This is a genomic window from Microlunatus elymi (assembly GCF_007362775.1).
Lineage (GTDB): Bacteria > Actinomycetota > Actinomycetes > Propionibacteriales > Propionibacteriaceae > Microlunatus > Microlunatus elymi.
Genome location: NZ_CP041692.1, coordinates 869,740 through 887,031, shown reverse-complemented (window position 1 = coordinate 887,031; position 17,292 = coordinate 869,740). Strand labels below are relative to the sequence as shown.

At 63.9% G+C, this 17,292-nt stretch carries 15 protein-coding genes; 10 read left to right on the top strand and 5 right to left on the bottom strand.

Annotated elements, in window-relative coordinates; all coding sequences use genetic code 11:
- Positions 1 to 12: 12 nt before the first annotated feature.
- On the bottom strand, positions 13 to 681 hold the full coding sequence (locus tag FOE78_RS03870) for a nucleoside/nucleotide kinase family protein (RefSeq protein WP_143985147.1): 669 nt from the start codon (positions 679 to 681) through the stop codon (positions 13 to 15).
- Positions 682 to 821: 140 nt separating this feature from the next.
- Here FOE78_RS03870 and FOE78_RS03865 point away from each other — a divergent pair, with 140 nt between their 5' ends.
- The 4 genes from FOE78_RS03865 (at position 822) to FOE78_RS03850 (ending at position 6,620) form a co-directional block, all read left to right on the top strand.
- Positions 822 to 2,627, top strand: coding sequence for a glycoside hydrolase family 2 protein (locus tag FOE78_RS03865; RefSeq protein WP_143985146.1), 1,806 nt, complete (start codon positions 822 to 824; stop codon positions 2,625 to 2,627).
- A gap of 359 nt (positions 2,628 to 2,986) precedes the next feature.
- On the top strand, positions 2,987 to 5,284 hold the full coding sequence (locus FOE78_RS03860) for an alpha-L-rhamnosidase (RefSeq protein WP_228266032.1): 2,298 nt from the start codon (positions 2,987 to 2,989) through the stop codon (positions 5,282 to 5,284).
- 188 nt (positions 5,285 to 5,472) lie between these two features.
- Positions 5,473 to 6,021, top strand: coding sequence for a thioester domain-containing protein (locus FOE78_RS03855; RefSeq protein ID WP_143985145.1), 549 nt, complete (start codon positions 5,473 to 5,475; stop codon positions 6,019 to 6,021).
- Positions 6,018 to 6,620 (top strand): DUF5979 domain-containing protein, encoded by a 603-nt coding sequence (locus FOE78_RS03850; protein WP_143985144.1) that lies wholly within the window; start codon positions 6,018 to 6,020, stop codon positions 6,618 to 6,620. Before FOE78_RS03855 ends, FOE78_RS03850 begins: the two co-directional genes overlap by 4 nt.
- Here FOE78_RS03850 and FOE78_RS03845 read toward each other — a convergent pair.
- From FOE78_RS03845 to FOE78_RS24680, 3 genes are read right to left on the bottom strand one after another with little or no spacing between them, the layout of a single operon-like run.
- Positions 6,601 to 7,005: a DUF4234 domain-containing protein gene (locus tag FOE78_RS03845; RefSeq protein ID WP_143985143.1), complete on the bottom strand. Its 405-nt coding sequence runs from the start codon at positions 7,003 to 7,005 to the stop codon at positions 6,601 to 6,603. The genes FOE78_RS03850 and FOE78_RS03845 overlap by 20 nt on opposite strands.
- A gap of 57 nt (positions 7,006 to 7,062) precedes the next feature.
- Positions 7,063 to 7,953 (bottom strand): sulfatase-like hydrolase/transferase, encoded by an 891-nt coding sequence (locus FOE78_RS03840; RefSeq protein WP_210414791.1) that lies wholly within the window; start codon positions 7,951 to 7,953, stop codon positions 7,063 to 7,065.
- Positions 7,902 to 8,384, bottom strand: a complete 483-nt coding sequence (locus tag FOE78_RS24680; protein ID WP_407662643.1) for a sulfatase-like hydrolase/transferase — start codon at positions 8,382 to 8,384, stop codon at positions 7,902 to 7,904. Before FOE78_RS24680 ends, FOE78_RS03840 begins: the two co-directional genes overlap by 52 nt.
- Before the next feature lie 1,076 nt (positions 8,385 to 9,460).
- On the opposite strand from FOE78_RS24680, the gene FOE78_RS03835 reads away from it, so the two are divergent.
- The 6 genes from FOE78_RS03835 (at position 9,461) to FOE78_RS03815 (ending at position 16,733) form a co-directional block, all read left to right on the top strand.
- A complete protein-coding gene (locus tag FOE78_RS03835) occupies positions 9,461 to 11,308 on the top strand; it encodes an IS481 family transposase (protein ID WP_407662642.1) in 1,848 nt (615 codons plus the stop codon).
- A 209-nt stretch (positions 11,309 to 11,517) separates the two neighbouring features.
- Complete coding sequence (locus tag FOE78_RS03830) at positions 11,518 to 12,708, top strand: ABC-three component system protein (protein WP_143985141.1); 1,191 nt, start codon at positions 11,518 to 11,520, stop codon at positions 12,706 to 12,708.
- Positions 12,701 to 13,204 carry a three component ABC system middle component gene (locus FOE78_RS24675; RefSeq protein WP_407662610.1) on the top strand — a complete coding sequence of 168 codons (504 nt, stop codon included), beginning with the start codon at positions 12,701 to 12,703 and terminating at the stop codon, positions 13,202 to 13,204. The genes FOE78_RS03830 and FOE78_RS24675 overlap by 8 nt, the downstream gene beginning before the upstream one ends.
- 1 nt (position 13,205) lies before the next feature.
- Positions 13,206 to 15,143, top strand: coding sequence for a DUF3732 domain-containing protein (locus FOE78_RS03825; RefSeq protein ID WP_143985140.1), 1,938 nt, complete (start codon positions 13,206 to 13,208; stop codon positions 15,141 to 15,143).
- Between the two features lie 130 nt (positions 15,144 to 15,273).
- The gene (locus FOE78_RS24670; protein WP_143985139.1) at positions 15,274 to 15,498 is read left to right on the top strand and encodes a helix-turn-helix transcriptional regulator; all 225 of its coding nucleotides are present in this window, start codon (positions 15,274 to 15,276) and stop codon (positions 15,496 to 15,498) included.
- Complete coding sequence (locus tag FOE78_RS03815) at positions 15,495 to 16,733, top strand: helix-turn-helix domain-containing protein (protein ID WP_143985138.1); 1,239 nt, start codon at positions 15,495 to 15,497, stop codon at positions 16,731 to 16,733. The genes FOE78_RS24670 and FOE78_RS03815 overlap by 4 nt, the downstream gene beginning before the upstream one ends.
- Here FOE78_RS03815 and FOE78_RS03810 read toward each other — a convergent pair.
- Positions 16,705 to 17,214: a 3'-5' exoribonuclease domain-containing protein gene (locus FOE78_RS03810; protein ID WP_210414788.1), complete on the bottom strand. Its 510-nt coding sequence runs from the start codon at positions 17,212 to 17,214 to the stop codon at positions 16,705 to 16,707. The two genes, FOE78_RS03815 and FOE78_RS03810, sit on opposite strands and share 29 nt — an antisense overlap.
- Positions 17,215 to 17,292 lie beyond the last annotated feature (78 nt).

Here is a 17,292-nt window from a genome sequence, read left to right as displayed (position 1 = left end):
GACCCGAGTTGATCAGTCGAGCGGCGTCGCCCGGTGCTCGATCCAGGCATCCGGCGGCAGCATGGAATTCATGATCAACTCCGCGTTGCGTTGATCACTGCCGGAGGTCCGCTCCTTGGCCTCGCCGGGTTCGTGTCCGTGATCGAGATGCCGTTGCAGCAGTCGCTGTTGGCGTACGGAATCGTCGAGGTCGACGTACCAGGCCTCGTCCAGCGTCGAGTGGACCGAGCGCCAGGGATCGCTGTCCAGCAAGAGATAGTTGCCTTCGGTGATGATCAACTTCGCCTCCGCCGTGATCTCGATCGCGTTGGCTATCGAGTCCTCGATCGTGCGCTCGAACACCGGCGCGTAGATCGTCTCGTCGGACCGCTTGAGCCGCTCCAGCAGCCGGAGGTAGCCGAGCCCGTCGAACGTCTCGGGCGCGCCCTTGATCTCGACCTGACCGCGCTGCTCCAGGATGCGGTGGGCCAGATGGAACGCGTCCATCCCGACCGTCGCGACCTGCGGGCCGAAGTCGCGTCGCAAGCGGGCCGCCAACTCCGCAGCCAGGGTCGACTTGCCGGAGGCCGGCGCACCCGCAATGCCGAGGATCCGGCGTCGGCTGCCCGACGCTCGGACCATCGCGGCGGCCCGCTCGACGAGGTCCTCGAAGCCCGCTCCGGGCCAGCTGATCCGCTGCATTCCCGACACGGTAGACGAGGGATCCGCGGACCCACACCTCGCGCGCGGCTGCGATGCCGCACAACCTCATCCGAAGACGGTCTCGGATCCGGGGTTACAGCGTTGAAATGCCGCGACGGCTGCTGTTAGGGTCGCGCTTCATGACCGTGCCCAAGGCTGAACACCCACGCCCGCAATTGCAGCGCTCGCAGTGGCTGAATTTGAACGGAACCTGGCAGTTCGAGATCGACGGCGGCGACAGCGGCATCCACCGCGGCCTGCTCGATCGCGACCTGATTGGCGAGATCCTCGTCCCCTTCGCGCCGGAGACCGAGCTCTCCGGCATCGGCAACACCGACTACCTCGAGGCCGTCTGGTATCGCCGCACCGTCAGCGTGCCGGCGGACTGGGACGGCCGCCGGGTGCTGCTGCACTTCGGCGCGGTTGATCATGACGCGACCGTCTGGGTGAACGGCGTCGAGGTCGGCCGGCATCGGGGCGGCTTCAGCTCGTTCACCTTCGAGATCACCGACGCGCTTCGACAGGCTCCGGCTTCCGAGGCGACGATCGTGGTCCGGGCCCGGGATCCGCGGGAGGCGATCCAGGCCCGCGGCAAGCAGTCGCTGCGATTCGACAACGCCGACTGCCACTACACCCGTACCACCGGCATCTGGCAGACCGTCTGGCTGGAAGCCGTACCGCAGACGTACGTGAAGCGGCTTCGGGTCACCCCGCAGCTCGCCTCGTCGTCGTTCGTGGTGGAGACCGCCCTGTCGGCCAACCGGCCCGGGCACACCGTACGGGTGATCTTGTCCGACGCCGCCGGCGAGGTCGCGACCCAGCACGTACGCGCCGATCTTGATCTTGCTCCGGCGGCGACCTTGATCATTCCGGCCGATCGGGTTCGCCCGTGGTCGCCCCGCGATCCGCATCTGTACGACCTGACGGTGCAGTTGCTGGATGCCGATCAACAGGTGGTCGACGAGATCACCAGCTACGCCGGACTGCGCTCGGTGTCCCTGGACGGCAAGCAGATCAAGATCAACGGCGAGCCGATCTTCCAGCGGCTGGTGCTGGATCAGGGCTACTGGCCGGAGTCCTTGATGACCGCGCCCAGTGATGCGGCCCTGAAGCGCGACATCGAGCTCTCGCTGGCCGCCGGCTTCAACGGCGCACGGCTGCACCAGAAGGTGTTCGAGGAACGCTTCTACTACCACGCAGACAAGTTGGGCTATCTGGTCTGGGGCGAGTTCGGCGACTGGGGCGTCGGCGGCTACGGGCCGTACGAAGATCATCAGCGTCCGACCGCGTCCATGATCACGCAGTGGCTCGAGGTGGTCGAGCGCGACTTCAACCATCCGTCGCTGATCGGCTGGTGCCCGATGAACGAGACCTGGCAGGTGATCACCGACAAGATCACCCAGCTGGACGACGTGATGCGCGGCATGTTCCTGGCCACCAAGGTCGCCGATCCGACCCGGCCGGTGCTCGACACCAGCGGATATTCCCACCGGGTGCCGGAGACCGACGTCTACGACAGCCACGACTACGAACAGGATCCGGCCAAGTTCTCCGCCAACCAGGCCGGGCTCGCGACCGACGACCCCTACCTGAACGAGCACGACGGACACGCGATCTCCATCCCGTACGGCGGTCAGCCCTACTTCGTCTCCGAGTTCGGCGGCATCTGGTGGAACCCGGAGTTGGCCGCCTCCGTCGCCGGCACCGATCGGGAAGAGTCCTGGGGGTACGGCGATCGGGTCGCCGACGAGGCCGAATTCCAAGATCGTTTCGCCGGCCTGGTCGGCGCCCTGCTGGACGACGAGAACATGTTCGGCTACTGCTACACCCAGCTGACCGACGTCTTCCAGGAGGAGAACGGCATCTACCGTTTCGACCGGTCCGAGAAGTTGGACGTCGAGCGGGTACGCGCCGCGCAGATCCGCCCAGCCGCGTACGAGAAGTAGCCGGCACGTCGGCTCCGCCCCCTACCACCGCTAGCTTCGGGCCGCCGGAAGTCGCGACAACACGACTTCCGGCGGTCCAACGCCTCCCCGAAACAGCCCTAACCCGCGACAACACGACTTCCGGCATTCGAACCCAAGCGATCCACCGCCCAAAGTCGTGTTGGCGCGACTTCGGGCGGTTCGGAGACCACCAGCACCACCACAAGTCGCGTTGTCGCGGGTTCGCGCGGGCCGGTCGAGGAAGGCGAGCTGAATCGGGGTGTAAATCGACCGGTGCGCACCTTGACAGTGCCGATGGCGACTGGTTCGCTTGCTGCTTAGAACGTTTCAACACCCGACGACGACAGGACGGACTTCCAATGGCGGAAGAGGTGCCGCTGACCGGGGCGACCATGATCGCCGCTGACGACGACTTCTCGGGAGCGCCACTGCTGCGCACCGAATTTGATCTTGATTCCGACCACGGCCCACTGGTCTCGGCCGAGTTGACCGCCACCGCACTGGGGCTGGTCGAACTGGAGATCAACGGCCAACCCGTCGGCCCGGACGTGTTGACGCCGGGCTGGAGCAGCTACCAGTGGCGGATTCGCTACCGCAGTTGGGATGTCACCCGGTTGCTACCAGCCCCGGGCGAGGCCGCAGCACTCGGCGCCTCGCTGGGCAACGGCTGGTACCGCGGCCGGCTGGGCTTCCAGGGCGGCCGCGGCCTGTACGGTGATCAACTCGGCCTGATCGCCCGGCTCGACCTGCGTTATGCCGACGGCCACCAGCAGACCGTCGTCACCGACGAGAGTTGGCGGGCCGGCCCCTCGACCAGCACCGAGAATCAGATCTACGACGGCCAGACCATCGACGCTCGCCGTGCCATCCCGGGCTGGTCCTCACCGGGCTTGGACGTCAGCGATTGGGTCGGCGTCCACCGACTCGAATTTGATCATGGTCTGCTGACCGCGCCGATCGGGCCGCCGGTGATCCGACACGAAGCGGTCGAACCGGTCGAGGTGATCACCTCTCCTTCCGGCAGGACCTTGATCGACTTCGGTCAGAATCTCGTTGGCTGGTTGCGATTCTCGCTCACCGGACCGGCCGGGCAGGAGATCACCATCCGGCACGCCGAGGTGCTGGAGCACGGCGAGCTCGGCTCCCGGCCGCTGCGTTCCGCCAAGGCCACCGACCGGTTCATCCTCTCCGGTGGCGAGGACTTTTTCGAACCCACGAAGACATTCCACGGATTTCGCTACGCCGAGGTGGACGGTTGGCCGGGCGGACTCACCCTGGAGTCCGCTGCCGCGGCGGGGCTGGAAGCCGTGGTGGTCAGCTCCGATCTGCGCCGGATCGGCGACTTCTCCTGCTCCGACGAGCTGGTCAATCAGTTGCACCGCAACGTGGTCTGGGGGCAGCGGGGCAACTTCCTGGACGTCCCGACCGACTGCCCGCAACGCGACGAACGGCTCGGCTGGACCGGTGACATCGCCGCGTTCGCACCCACCGCCACGTACCTGTTCGACGTCAAGGACTTCCTCGCTGACTGGCTTCGTGATCTTCGCGCCGAGCAACTCTCCGCCGACGGCCGAGTGCCGTTCGTGGCCCCGGACGTGATCGCCCTCGGGCGGAGCAAGAACGGGCCGCGGGACGAACCGGTCACCGCGATCTGGGGCGACGCCGCGGTCTGGGTGCCCTGGACCCTCTACCAGGCCTACGGTGACGAGGACGTGCTGCGGGCGCAGTACGACTCGATGACCGCACACGTACGAGCGATCGAACGCAACCTGTCCCCGACCGGCCTGTGGGACACCGGCTTCCAGTTCGCGGACTGGCTGGATCCGGACGCGCCGCCGGACAAGCCGGCCGACGCGAAGGCGGACAAGGGTGTGGTGGCCACCGCCTGTGCCTACCGTTCCGCGGACCTGACCGCTCGGACCGCGGAGTTGCTTGACCACGACGAAGATCAACAGCACTTCCGGAAGCTGGCCGCTGATCTTCGGCAGGCATTTCTCGATCACTACGTTGATGATCAAGGAATCGTGCAGAGCGACTGCGCGACCGTGTACGCGCTGGCGATCCATTTCGGTCTGCTGGACGCAGACCTGCGGCAGCGGGCCGGCGACCGGCTGGCCGAGGTCGTCGAGGAGGCGGGCTATCGGGTCTCCACCGGTTTCGCCGGTACGCCGTTCGTCACCTGGGCGCTGAGCGAGACCGGGCACACCGACGCCGCCTACAAGCTGCTCTTGGAGCGTGAGTGCCCGTCCTGGCTCTACCCGGTGACGATGGGCGCCACCACGATCTGGGAACGCTGGGACTCGATGCTGCCCGACGGCACCATCAACCCCGGCGAGATGACCAGCTTCAACCACTACGCCCTGGGCGCGGTCGCGGACTGGATGCACAAGGTCGTCACCGGCATCGACGCGCTCGAGCCGGGCTACCGCAAGATCAAGATCGCGCCCGAGCCCGGCGGTGGGCTGACCTGGGCCAAGAGCAGCCTGGTCACGCCGAACGGCGAGGTGCACGGCAGTTGGCGGCTCGACGGTGATCAATTCAGCCTGGACGTGACGATTCCTGGTGGCAGCACCGCTCAGGTCGAACTGCCCGACGGCACCAGCGAGGTGGTGAGCAGCGGCGAACATCGCTTCACCGCAACGGTTCCGCACGGCTGACCGAGGTCCATTGCCGTGGCCCCTGATCGCGATCAGCCGCCCGGGATACCGGGCAGGCTGATCGCGAATTCAGCATTTGGGTCAGAAGACTCTTGAATTCTTCGCTCGGAGTTGAGGACAGCCGTAATTCGAGTGGTGCGGGCCCGTAGGTCTGGTCAGGCGGGCCTCAGAGTCTTTGTCTCCCGACCATGCGATCTTTCTTCCGGGCCGCGGGCGCGTTGATCGTGGCGATAACGCTGTGTTTGCTCGCAACCGGAACTGCTGCGGCGATACCGGGCAACGGCCCGGCCCCGTCGATCCGCGGCGACAACACGCAGATCACGTTCACCAGCCTTGGTCCCGGTCAGGCAGTCCGGGGCTACATCGCCGACCTCGACAATCCGTTCGACTCGTCCGTCGAACCGTATCCCAGTTCTGATCCGACCGCGGGATTCAGCCCGCTCAACGAAAGCTTTGCCGGAATCCTGCGCGGCACACCGGCCGGCGGCGGTGCCGAGACGAGCCTGTACTGCATCGACATCAGGACCACGACACAGATCGGCATCGGCTATGAACTCGGCACCTGGGATGAATCCAATGTGCCCAACGTCGGACTGGTGGCGAGGATTCTCAACGAGTACTACCCGCAGACCGACGCCCCCGCCGGACTGACCACGAACCAGAGGGCTGCTGCCGTGCAGGCAGCCATCTGGTACTTCACGGACAAATACGTCCTCGCGGTGATCGGGCACCGGTGACCGTGACCATGCCGGCCGGTGGACAAGTCGGCGCCGGCCCGTCGAACGTCTACCACTTGGCGCCCGGAATCGTTTGGGTGGACAAGACGATCACCGGACCGGCCGCCGGAGAGCAAGGCGACATCGAACTCCTGGTGTCCTGCCCGGCCTTGGGCAAGGCGGCCAGCTGGGTGATCCCGGCCGGAGCCCAAGCAGGTAGTCAGCACCGCTACCGGGGCGGGATACCCGGCGGTACGACGTGCACGGTCACCGAGACCGCCACCGGCGCATCGAGGACCGTCGAGGTCACGGCCCAGGGCAGCGGTGAGTCGGCGACGGTCCGGCCTCGCGGCATCGCCCGGTTGACGGTGACCAACACCGTGACGTCGGTGAAGAGCGACGACGGAGAACACCGCACCGTGACTCCGGGAGGCAACGGCCCGGCGGGCAACGGCGGCCAAGGCGGCCCGGGCACCGCCGGCGCGCTGCCCAACACCGGTGCCGCCGAAGGTCTCTGGGCGACCGCCGTCCTCGGCGCCGCGCTCACCCGGCCGGTGCACTGCTGGTGGCCAGGAGCCGCAAGACGCAGGTTCGGCGTGGCTAACGGGCGGCCTTGGTGAAGAGCGTGTTGAGGTGTTGTTGGTAGTAGTAGCCGGTGCCGCCGGCGAAGATGAGGGTGATGCTGGTGAGCAGGGCGCAGAGGACACCGAGTAGTGGGTGGAGCGGTTTGTCGATCGCGGCGCTGGATTCCATCCTGCGGATGCGGGTGCCGGTGCGGTAGATGGAGATGAATGGCGGGACGATCAGGATGAGTCCGGGTGCGATCGCGAGTGCGCTGAGCCAGGGTTTGATGGTGGGGTCGCGGAGGTAGCGGCGTGCGTCGTTGTTGATCTTGTAGTACCAGATGACCCAGTAGACGAAGAGTGTGACGACTGTCAGCAGGAGTACAGCGATCGGCCTGCGTTTCAGGTAGGGCTTGCCATCGATACTTACGACCTCGGCCACGGTATGCCTTCGGGTCTGGTGGCGGGCTGGCTCATGGCCTGGACCATCGCTTTGTGGTTATGACGTGGGGACCCAGTCCAGTGCGGCGCCAACTGGAATTGGCGGTTCGCGCTTCAGGCTGGCCTGGAAGTCTTCGATCATGGCGTTGAAGTGTTTGGCGGTCCAGGTGTGCAGGTACGGAAGTGCGACGGGTTCGCGTTCCTGGGGGTCGGTGGTCAGGTTGATGATGCGTGGGGTGGGGAGCTTGGCGGCCGTGTCCTCCAGGTACCGCTGAGCGACGAGAACGAGCTTGAAGTTGTGCCACTTGGCGCCGTACAACTCGGGGCCCATCCAGTACAGATACCCCTCACGCGCCGATTGCTGGCTGTTTCCGGTCAGCCAGTCTGTCTGGTCGATGCCGTCGATGATGCGGTCGGTGGGTGCCGTCAGACCGGCCATGTGCAGGATTGTGGTGAACCAGTCGGTGACGTGCATGATCTCGTCACTGCTTGTGCCCGCGGGGATATGCCGTGGCCATCGCACTATGCAGGGAGTGCGGAGATTGCCCTCGCCCCCGGCGAAGTAGGAGCCTTCCCAGTAGCCGGGAGAACCGCGCCACAGCAAGATGTCTTCGGGTCCGTTGTCGCCGGCGAAGACCACCAAGGTGTTGCCGGCGAGGTCAAGATCGTCGATGAGGTCGAGAAGCCGGCCAAAATCGCTGTCGAGTTCCAGCAAGCTGTCGGCCCACTCTCCCTGACCGGTCCGGCCACCGAACTCTTCACGCGGGATCACCGGCATGTGCATCAGTGAGTGGTTGAAGTACACGAAGAACGGCGTTTGTTGAGCGTGACTGGCACGGATGAAGTCCTCGACGCGCCGGAGGTAGTCCAAATCGCAGTCGCGCCGGATGTCCAAGGTCAGCTGATCTTTCTCGGCGGGAACGTCGGATCCGGCACGGATCTCCAGCATGCGCGACACCGGGTCTCGGCCCGGGACGTACCAGGGGTCAGTAGGCCACAACGCCTCGTCGTAGTGCGCGGCGGCCCGTACCACTCCCGAAACCCATGATCAGTGGGCCACCGTCCCGGCCCCTCCCCGACGTGCCACTTCCCGTACGCGGCGCACGCGTAGCCCGCCTCCCCCAACAGGTCGCCAAGTGTCCTTTCCCACGCGACCAGGCCCCAGTTGGAGCCGGCGCCGATCGGGACACTGTGGGTTCCGGATCGGATCGAGTGGCGACCCGTCAGCAGGGCCGACCGGCTCGGGGTGCACTGCGATTCAGGGCAGTAGTTGGTCAAGCGGAAGCCGTCGCCGGCGAACGCATCGATACGCGACGTCGACGCCCCTCGAAATGGTCCGCCCGAGTAGCAGCTCAGCTCACCGAATCCGAGATTGTCCACATGGAAGAACAACACGTTCGGTCGATCCACCGCCCGATCACCCCACCCGGTCGGCCGTGCCCACCCACGCTGCCGCCGATCGTAGCCCGATCCCGACCACCATCGACTCACCCGAAACAGGCGACGAACAGCACCGCCACTGGCCCCAGGAGCCCGGGTAGTGGATCCGGTCGAGACACACTCGCCGTGGGGCCGGCGGGTGGTCAGGTCCTGCCGGATTCAGCGGCAGGGCTGGGAACGGTCTGACCGAAAAGCTTAAGTACGCCGTAGGCGCAGCGCTGGCGTTCGCTCCTTCGCCGATCGGTCGTTGCTGAAGCTGCTGTGGGTGGGCCGCTACAAAGTACTGGTCAGAGCGGATTTCGGGATGGAGCCACCTGTCGGAATCGAACCGACGACCTATTCATTACGAGCCGGCTGGGGCGCCGTCCGGTGCCTATCGTCGCGGTGGTGGACCGTCGGATTGGTTTGCTGGTTTGTGGTGGTGGTGAGCGTGGGTTGTCACCCAGTTCGTCACCCGCGCTGGCCAGGGAGAGCCACCGACCCGATAGCCAGCCAATTACTCGGCGTTGGTCGGAGTCAAGTGTGCCGAAGGCAGCCCTTGGGCCACGGAGCGCAGCGGAGTGCTCTTGACGCCGGCCGGCGGCGAGTGACAATCAAACATCGGGTCGGCGGCTCGGAGGTGAGTTGATCGGCAGACCAGGGCATCGTCGGGCCTTGGTCGATGAGTGGAGCGTCTTGATCTTGCGGGATCGGGCGCTCCCTTTGGTTTGCCCGGGTGGGGTCCCCGGGGTGCCGAGCGCAGCGAGGCGGGGCCCCGGGGTGCCCGGGCTGCGCGCCGAAGGCGCGCCTTGAACCAGTAAAGAAAGTCCTCACGGACCACAAGGTCTGCGAGGTGTGCTCCGTCGGTTGATGTGCGACACACGTCCGTCAGTTGATCTGCGACACCGGTCTTGTCGGCACTCTGATTTTGGGCGTCTCCGTGGGGCGTCTCGGAGTCAGGGAGGCCGGGATTGGTACTGGTTGTCTTGTCTGTGGTGGAGCAGCGTCTGGACGCGGTCCGGGCAGTGCTGAGTGGGATGGATGTGGTCGAGGTTGCGGCCCGGACCGGGGTGCATCGAGCGACGGTGCATCGGTGGGTGGCCCGCTATTTGGCTGAGCAGATCGGCGGTCTGGCGGATCGGTCGCATCGGCCGGTGTCGTGTCCGCATCAGGCTGGTGAGCCGGTCGAGGTGGCGGTGGCGGAGATGCGGCGGTTGCATCCGCGGTGGGGTTCGCGGCGGATCCGGTTGGAGTTGTTGCGTGGACCGCTGCCTTGGGCTCGGGATGGTTCGGTGCCGTTGCCGGTGCCGTCGGAGCGGACGATCGATCGGATCCTGATCCGTCAGGGGTTGTTGCGGCAGCGGCCGCGGAAACGGCCGCGGGAGTCGTTTATCCGGTTCCAGCGTGAGGGGCCGATGCAGTTGTGGGGCATCGATATTGTCGGCGGGATCGAGCTGGTCGATGTGCGGACCGGGGAGATTCGGGGCGCGAAGATCGTGACCGGGGTTGATGATCATTCCCGGTTTTGTGTGATGGCGGCGGTGGTGGAACGGGCGACCGGCCGGGCGGTGTGTCTGGCCTTTGCGCAGGCGCTGGCCCGGTATGGGGTGCCGGAGGAAGTGATCACCGATAACGGCAAGCAGTTCACCGACCGGTTCAACCGGTATGGGCCCAGCCGGGGTGAGGTGTTGTTCGACAAGATCTGCCGCAAGAACGGCATCACGCACCGGCTGACCCGGCCGGCCTCGCCGAATCAGAACGGCAAAGTGGAGAGATTTCACGGCACGTTCCGGCCCGACTTCCTCGATCAGGCTGGCCCGTTCGCATCGGTTGAGGCCGCCCAGGCCGCGGTGGATGCCTGGGTGGCCGGCTATAACGCCGACCGGCCGCACCAGGCACTAGACGACAAGGTGCCGGTAGTGCCGGCCGACCGGTTCACCCCCGCTGCGGCCGTGCCAGGGATTGGGTTGTGGGTGCCGACCGGGTTAGGGATCCTCAACACCACCAGCGATCCCGCCAACGCCGGCAAGTCAGCAAATGATCACGAACCGCCGCGTGTTCATGACCTGGGTGATGATCATGAACCGGTGAGCGGGCAACCAGCGGTTCGGGTGCCGGGCAGTGGTGCGGCGATCGAGTTGGATCGGGTGGTGCCGGCGTCGGGGAACATGGCGTTGTGCAACAACCAGTTCTGGCTCGGACCGGGCCGGGCAGGTCAGGTGGTGCGGTTTTGGATCGACTGCCAATGGGTGCACCTGTCGATCGGCGGAACCCGGGTCAAGTCCTTGCGATCTCGGTTCACCGTCACCGACCTCGATGTGCTGACCGGCCAAGGTGCGGTGCCGGCCGGTGCGCCGCCGTTGCCGGCCAAGCCCGGTCCGGGCAGCCGGGCCAGTCGGACCGTGACCGAGGTCGAGCGGACCGTGGGCCGAGCCGGCACCGTGTCGCTGGGCAACCGGGTGGTCCTGGCAGCGGAGATTCTGGCCGGGCGTCGGGTCGGCATCTTCATCGAGGAAGGTGCCCCGCTGCTGTTCTTCGACCCCGACACGCGAGAACTGCTGCGGGTGCGACCCAACCCGCTGGAACCGGGTGAGGCGTTCGATCTCAGACACGCCCGCCCGGTCGGCCCGGTTCCCCGGCCCTCGACCGAGCCGATCACCGTCCAGCGGCGGGCCTCCAACACCGGCGTCGTCACCGTCGCCGGCCAGCACGTCGCGCTCGGCCGAGAACACCAACACCGCACCGTCACCGTGCATGTGTCCGAGACCAGTCTGGCTATCGAGTTGCCCGGAGCCGATGAACTCGTGGTCCGCAGGACCACCATCGACCCGGTGCGTAGCATCAAGGGACAGCGGCCACGGACCGCTGAACCCTCAGTTTCCTAGGCCAGCTGTCGCACATCAGCTGGCGGAACTCTGTCGCACATCACCTGTCGGATCACAACAAGGTCTGCGAGGTCTGCGAGGTCTGCAAGGTCTGCCACAGACCAGTAGGCCAGACAGCTAGGCCCGACAAAACGGGGAGATCGCCCGCACGGCGCCGTATCTGGCATTAGGCTCGCGACACTTGGCCCCACGCGAAAGGAATTGGATTCGTGGCATCTGGCGCGCCGCAGCACAGCGCTGCTGGGCAGGCGCTTGGCTATCTCCACCAATGCATGTGGGCCCTCGTCGAGCTGGGGCGCCGCGCCCCAGATCCTGCGACCCAGCTTCGATTGGAGTGCCTGGACGATATTCAGTTTGACGCGAGCGGCACTCCAGAAGAGCTTCTCCAGACAAAGCATCACATTGGATCGTCCTCGGGCTCCCTCACTCCGTCCAGCACGGATCTGTGGCGGACACTAAATGTCTGGATGGACCTACAGTCCTGCGAAGACTTACTGCTGCGCCTGGTTACGACCCAGAAGATCCCCAGCAACTCCCCCCTTCGTGGCCTGCGGTCCGGGGCCGATCGGGATACAGCCGGCGCATTGAGCGCTCTGGTTAAGGCCGCAGAGGAGTCGCGGAGCAGCACCAGCGCACCATGGCGACAAAAATTCATCAAGATGGGCATCGACGGCCAGGAGGAGTTGATCGGAAAAATCGTGATTGACGATAACTCCACTCAAGCCTCTGATTTCGACAAGGACTTGACCAGAACCTTTCGATTCGCCATCCCGGTTGGCAAGGAACCTGTCTTCACGCACCTCATCAAGGGCTGGTGGGCGGGAATATCTGTCCAGTTGCTTGCGGGCAATCTCGAGGCGATCACGGGAAACGACCTCGTCTTACAAGTCAACGACATTGCAGATCAGCTGAAGCACGACACTTTACCTGTGGATCCACAGGTAATGCAGGACTACGATGAGTCCATAGTCGACACCTATAAAGACCGACCCTTTGTTCAACAACTGCTCTGGATAGCGTTCGAAAACAACCGGTTATGGAAAGCGATCCGCGATTACCATCGCGCCTATTCTCAACGGTCCTTTTGGCTCAGGCATCAATTACTTGCGGAAGCGGAGTTGGATCGCTACGCGTTCAAGTTGCACGACGAGTGGGAGCAGATCTTCGATGCGAGCATGGCCTCCATGTCGCATTCTGGACGCACTGACGCAGAGCTTGTCGGGCAGGAAATCTTGGCGGAACTTACCAAGACCTGTCGCGCACGGGTACGTGAGCGGTTCGACGAACAGTGGTTCAATCGCGGGATGCTTCATGCACTTGCGGACGGAGAATTGGGCCAAAGAATCGGGTGGCACCCTGAATTTGAGAAGAAGTTGGAGGCCTTACTGATTCATGTCTGAGATGCGAAGCGATGACTCTTCTCGGACGGCAAGGTCACCCGAGGCAATCGCACTGTTCAACGTTGTCTTCACGTCGGAACTGTTGGTGAATGCGTGCTGGAATAAGGCTCGAATAGGTTCGAGCGGGTTGGACTGGCCCGCTGCGTATTTGATTCTCCCATTGACCCTGCACCCGCCAACGCGCGAAAGTCTACCGCGAGATCGCCGGATCACGCTCTCGCGATGGGCAGTAAGGCAGCCCGACCTGCTTGCCGACATGGAGTACCGGGTCGCAACAATGGTGCAGCCGACGAAGCGGGCAATTCGCCACGGACTGCGAGCACGCCGGCTGGGCATGGATGGAACTTCTCTCGTGGCATTGAAGCGACCGAAACAGCCAGCGAAGAATTGGCCGGAAGAACTTCAGAAGTCCGTTCGGGCGGCTGCGATCTGCGGCCAATGGTTCAACGCAGTCGACACACACATGGCATTTGAGTTGCTTGGGATCGGAAATTGACATGCAGTTAGTTGCGCTCGGCGTCTACGGGAAGAAGGGCCAAAGGCGCGATGTGAAGTTCCAGACCAACGCACTAAACATTTTGACGGGCAAATCAAAGACAGGGAAAACGGCGATCTTGGACATCGCTGAATATTGTCTCGGCCGCGATACAGTTACGATCTCGCAAGGGACAATCAGTGATATCGCATCTTGGTACTACGTACTGGTGCAGTTTTCTGACGAAAGAGTGCTCATCTGCAGGCCGAACCCTGAAACGGCGACCACCAACCGGGCAATGGTTCGAACCGGGGGCTTAGATCTCACAGCCCCAGATTTCGCGGAATTGGAGGTTAATGCCGACACAGACGTCGTTCGAGACACACTTTCGGGACGCCTCGGCATAGAAGCATTCACGGTTGAGGCGGATGCAAGTTCCCTACGATCGTCTTTCGATGTCTCGGTCCGCCAGGCGCTGTTCTTTTGCTTCCAAACGCAAGGGGAAATTGCAAGTCGCGACATACTGTTCCATCGGCAGGTAAAGGATGAGATCCGCGGAACCATTCGTGAGACGCTCCCGTATTTTCTGGGCGCCGCGACTCCCGAGCAGGCTGCAATTCGACGCCAACTGGTGACCGCCCGACGGGCTCTCCAACGGACGTTAAACGCGATGAGATCCATGGAACAGGACTTGGAGCAGCAAGACGCGCGTATCACCCACATTATCGAGTCTGCTACATCCCTCGACGTGCTTCCGGGCGACGCCGTATTAGCGCGTGAAGGAGTACTGTCGCTCCTTGAGGAGATAATGGCCTACTCGACGGCCTCAGACTTGGGCGGTGGGGACGAAACATCGTTGCGGCGGCGCCTACTGACGGAGGAACGCAATTCCCTCAGGAGTCGCGTTCGCGAGATCGACGACCAGATTGAGTTACTGGAGCGGCTAGGGAAGGAACAATCGGACGAACTGGGCGAAGCCGGCTATCAGGTACAGCGGCTACGAGCTTTGGACTTGCTAGTGCCAGCTGGGGACCTAACCGATGGCGATGTCAGCGTGTGCCCGCTTTGTGACCAAAGCCTGTCTCATCGAGACGAAACGATTGATGAACTCCGTGCAGTGTTGGAGCGCCTGGAGCTGCGCCTTCAGTCCTCGACTGGAGCCGCCGCACGACGTGATGCGAGCATCGAACGCTTGCGCGGCAGACGGGCCCCACTCATAGAGGCAATTCAAGAGAATCTGATTGAACTTGACGCCTTAGCACAGCAAGAAGGCGCCATAGCGGATGGCCGGGAACGGGCCGAGCGAATCGCTTTTCTCCAAGGCCGAGTCAGTCAGGAGTTGGAACGTGGCGTAGACGTGGCCGGGGACCTCGCCGAGTTGAGAGCTGCCGAACGTCAGCAGCGAGGACGGTTGGCCCGGCTCGAGGAGTTGGCGGATCGCGATAACCCCGACGCCTTGCTTCGGTCGGCGGTGGACGCAATTTCGGATCTGATGACTGACTATGCGCGGTTCCTCCAACTCGAAGGGTCTGAGCATTACGTCCGCCTTGACCCGGTCCAGCTGACCGTGGCAATCCAGCGCCCTGGCGGCCGAATTCCGCTAGCTCGTATGGGTAGTGCAGAGAACTGGGTGGGCTACCATCTGGCCGCGCACCTCGCTCTTCATCATTGGTTCGCAACTAATGACCGACCAGTCCCGCGCTTCCTGATGTTCGACCAGCCGACGCAAGCATTCTTTCCTGAGGAGATTGTCGACGCCGCGGATGATGAAAACGCTGACTGGGAAGCTGTGCGACGACAATTCACTCTCATGCGGGACGTCGTGGCTGCTCTCGATGGCTCGCTGCAGGTCATCGTGTGCGACCACGCCAACCTGGCCGATGGATGGTTCCAGGACGCGGTGATAGACAACTGGCGCAACGGCGTTGCTCTCATCCCATCGGGGTGGCTAGAGGAGTAGTCACGTCGTGGGTAACTGGCCAAGTAGTGCCGGAGAGAACTTTCCGCCGAGCGAACGTCGCAGTGTGGACGCGCAGTGCGTCAGACAACAGCCGCATTGGAGTACAGCACGGGCCTTGTACGGTGGACACATGGTGCCGGGAGGCGATCCGCCGACTGACTGGTGGACGACAGAGGATGTGGCTAACGCGCTGGGCGTGTCCGCTTCCACCATCCGGGCGTACCTGGCTCGCAGCCAAATGCCTACACCCGACCGAACCATGGGCAACATGCGGCTGTGGCGCCCGGAGACCATCCAGGAGTGGCACGCGAGCCGTCCCAGGAAGCGCCAGGCTCAGAAGCGCGAGCGTGGGTGAACCTGGCCATGGCGGACGATATGGTGATCGGCGATCTGATCGCGAGCATCCGTCGTGCTAACGGGTGGTCCCAAGGTGATCTTGCCGACGAGCTGAACCAGGCGTCGGGCGAAGTCACGCTCACGAGGACCGAGGTCTCGCGGTGGGAGCGCGGGGTTCGTGTTCCTCAACACCATTGGGCAAGGTGGATTGCCGATGTTGGCGGCATCCCTTTCGACCGTGTTCAGGAGTCGCGCACTGCTGCGAAGGCGCTACGCGGGAACGCTCCGATTCCAACTCTGAACCTGCCAAATATCGCCCCTGATCCAGACGAGGCGCAACGAGTCGATGGTGTGGTCTCGGGATTGCGTCGTCCGGATGCCGCCACGCTCGACTGGATCACGGACTGCCTGGCTCGGCATCGGACGGCAGAAGATGATCTTGGCGCAGAGCCAATTGCTCCGGTGGCTCGTGCGCAGTTGAACGCCGTGATCGACATCGCGAACAAGTCTCAGGGTGACCTGCGGATCGGCGCCGTCGACTTGGCGGCGCAGTACGCGCAGTTCCTGGGGTGGATGGCGGTCACCACGGCCGATCACGCCGAGGCATCGGCTTGGTACGGGCGATCACGAGAGTGGGCCGAGCAAGCGGATCATTCGGAATTGGCTGCAACCGCGCTGAGTATGCAGGCGCACCACGCTTGGGGGCAGGGCGACGCACGACTGTGCCAGCGCTCGATCGCGGCCGCCGATGAGTACGACGGGCTCTCCCCTGGGCTGAGCGGAATGCTTCGTCAGACTTCGGCGCGAGGGTTCGCACTGGCTGGCGACGCAGAAACGGCGAGAGCCGAGCTTGAGCGTGCTGGCGAGCTCCTGCAACTTGCGTCTGATTCTGCGAAGGCCGCCCCCGATTGGCTGTACTTCTACGACGAGGATTGGCTTCTTAGGCAACAAGGAACGATCGAGCTGCAACTCGGCAACTTCCCCGTCGCCGTTGATCTGCTCTCCACTGGATACGAGCGGATCAAGTCGACCTATCCGCGAGACCAGGCCTGGATCGGTAGCTGCCTCTCGCTCGCCCTCGCAGCAAGCGGCGAAGTCGACGGATGTGTGAAGGTGGCCAATGAGATTGCAGACGATGCCGTAGCTCTGAATCGCCATGCGGTCGAGAAGCTACGGGAGGCTTCCAAGATCATGTCTTCGCATGCGCCGGAGCGTGCCGATGCAGTCAGAGAACTGATTCGCTCCCCAGCTTGACCGACTGGCAGAAGTCCCACGCGGCGCGGGTCCATTCAGCGTCCGCCAAGGCGTGATGTTGACCACTGGGCGGCACGCTCGATTCAATGTCAATCCCAAGATCAACTGCGAGCTGCTCCAGGTCGCGGCAAAACATCGGCCACCCGCTCGGCAGATCCACCATGGGGCCGAATAGCTGGCACAGAGCTACCCAGTCGTAGTCGGCGTAGTAGGCCCACCATTCCGGATTCGCACCGGCAAATGCAACCAGGTCAGCCGCGATCTCGTGTCGGGCCTTCTGCGGTCCGCACAGCTTTGGCAACACGTTCTCGCGCACCCAGGGATTGACCGCCTCGCGGTCCGCTTCGATCGGCTCGGCGTAGTACGTCGCGCCGTCATCGCGAACCACCCCGATCGACAGCAGCTCGATCCGCCGGCCGTCGTCAATGAACTCCGTGTCGAACCAAAGGCGAGACATGGCGGGAACCATACCGGCGGTCACCTCCAACTGGCCCCTAATTTGGCCCCTCTCTGCTTGGCCGCGACACATCACAGTTGAATCGACGAAGCCATTGACTAC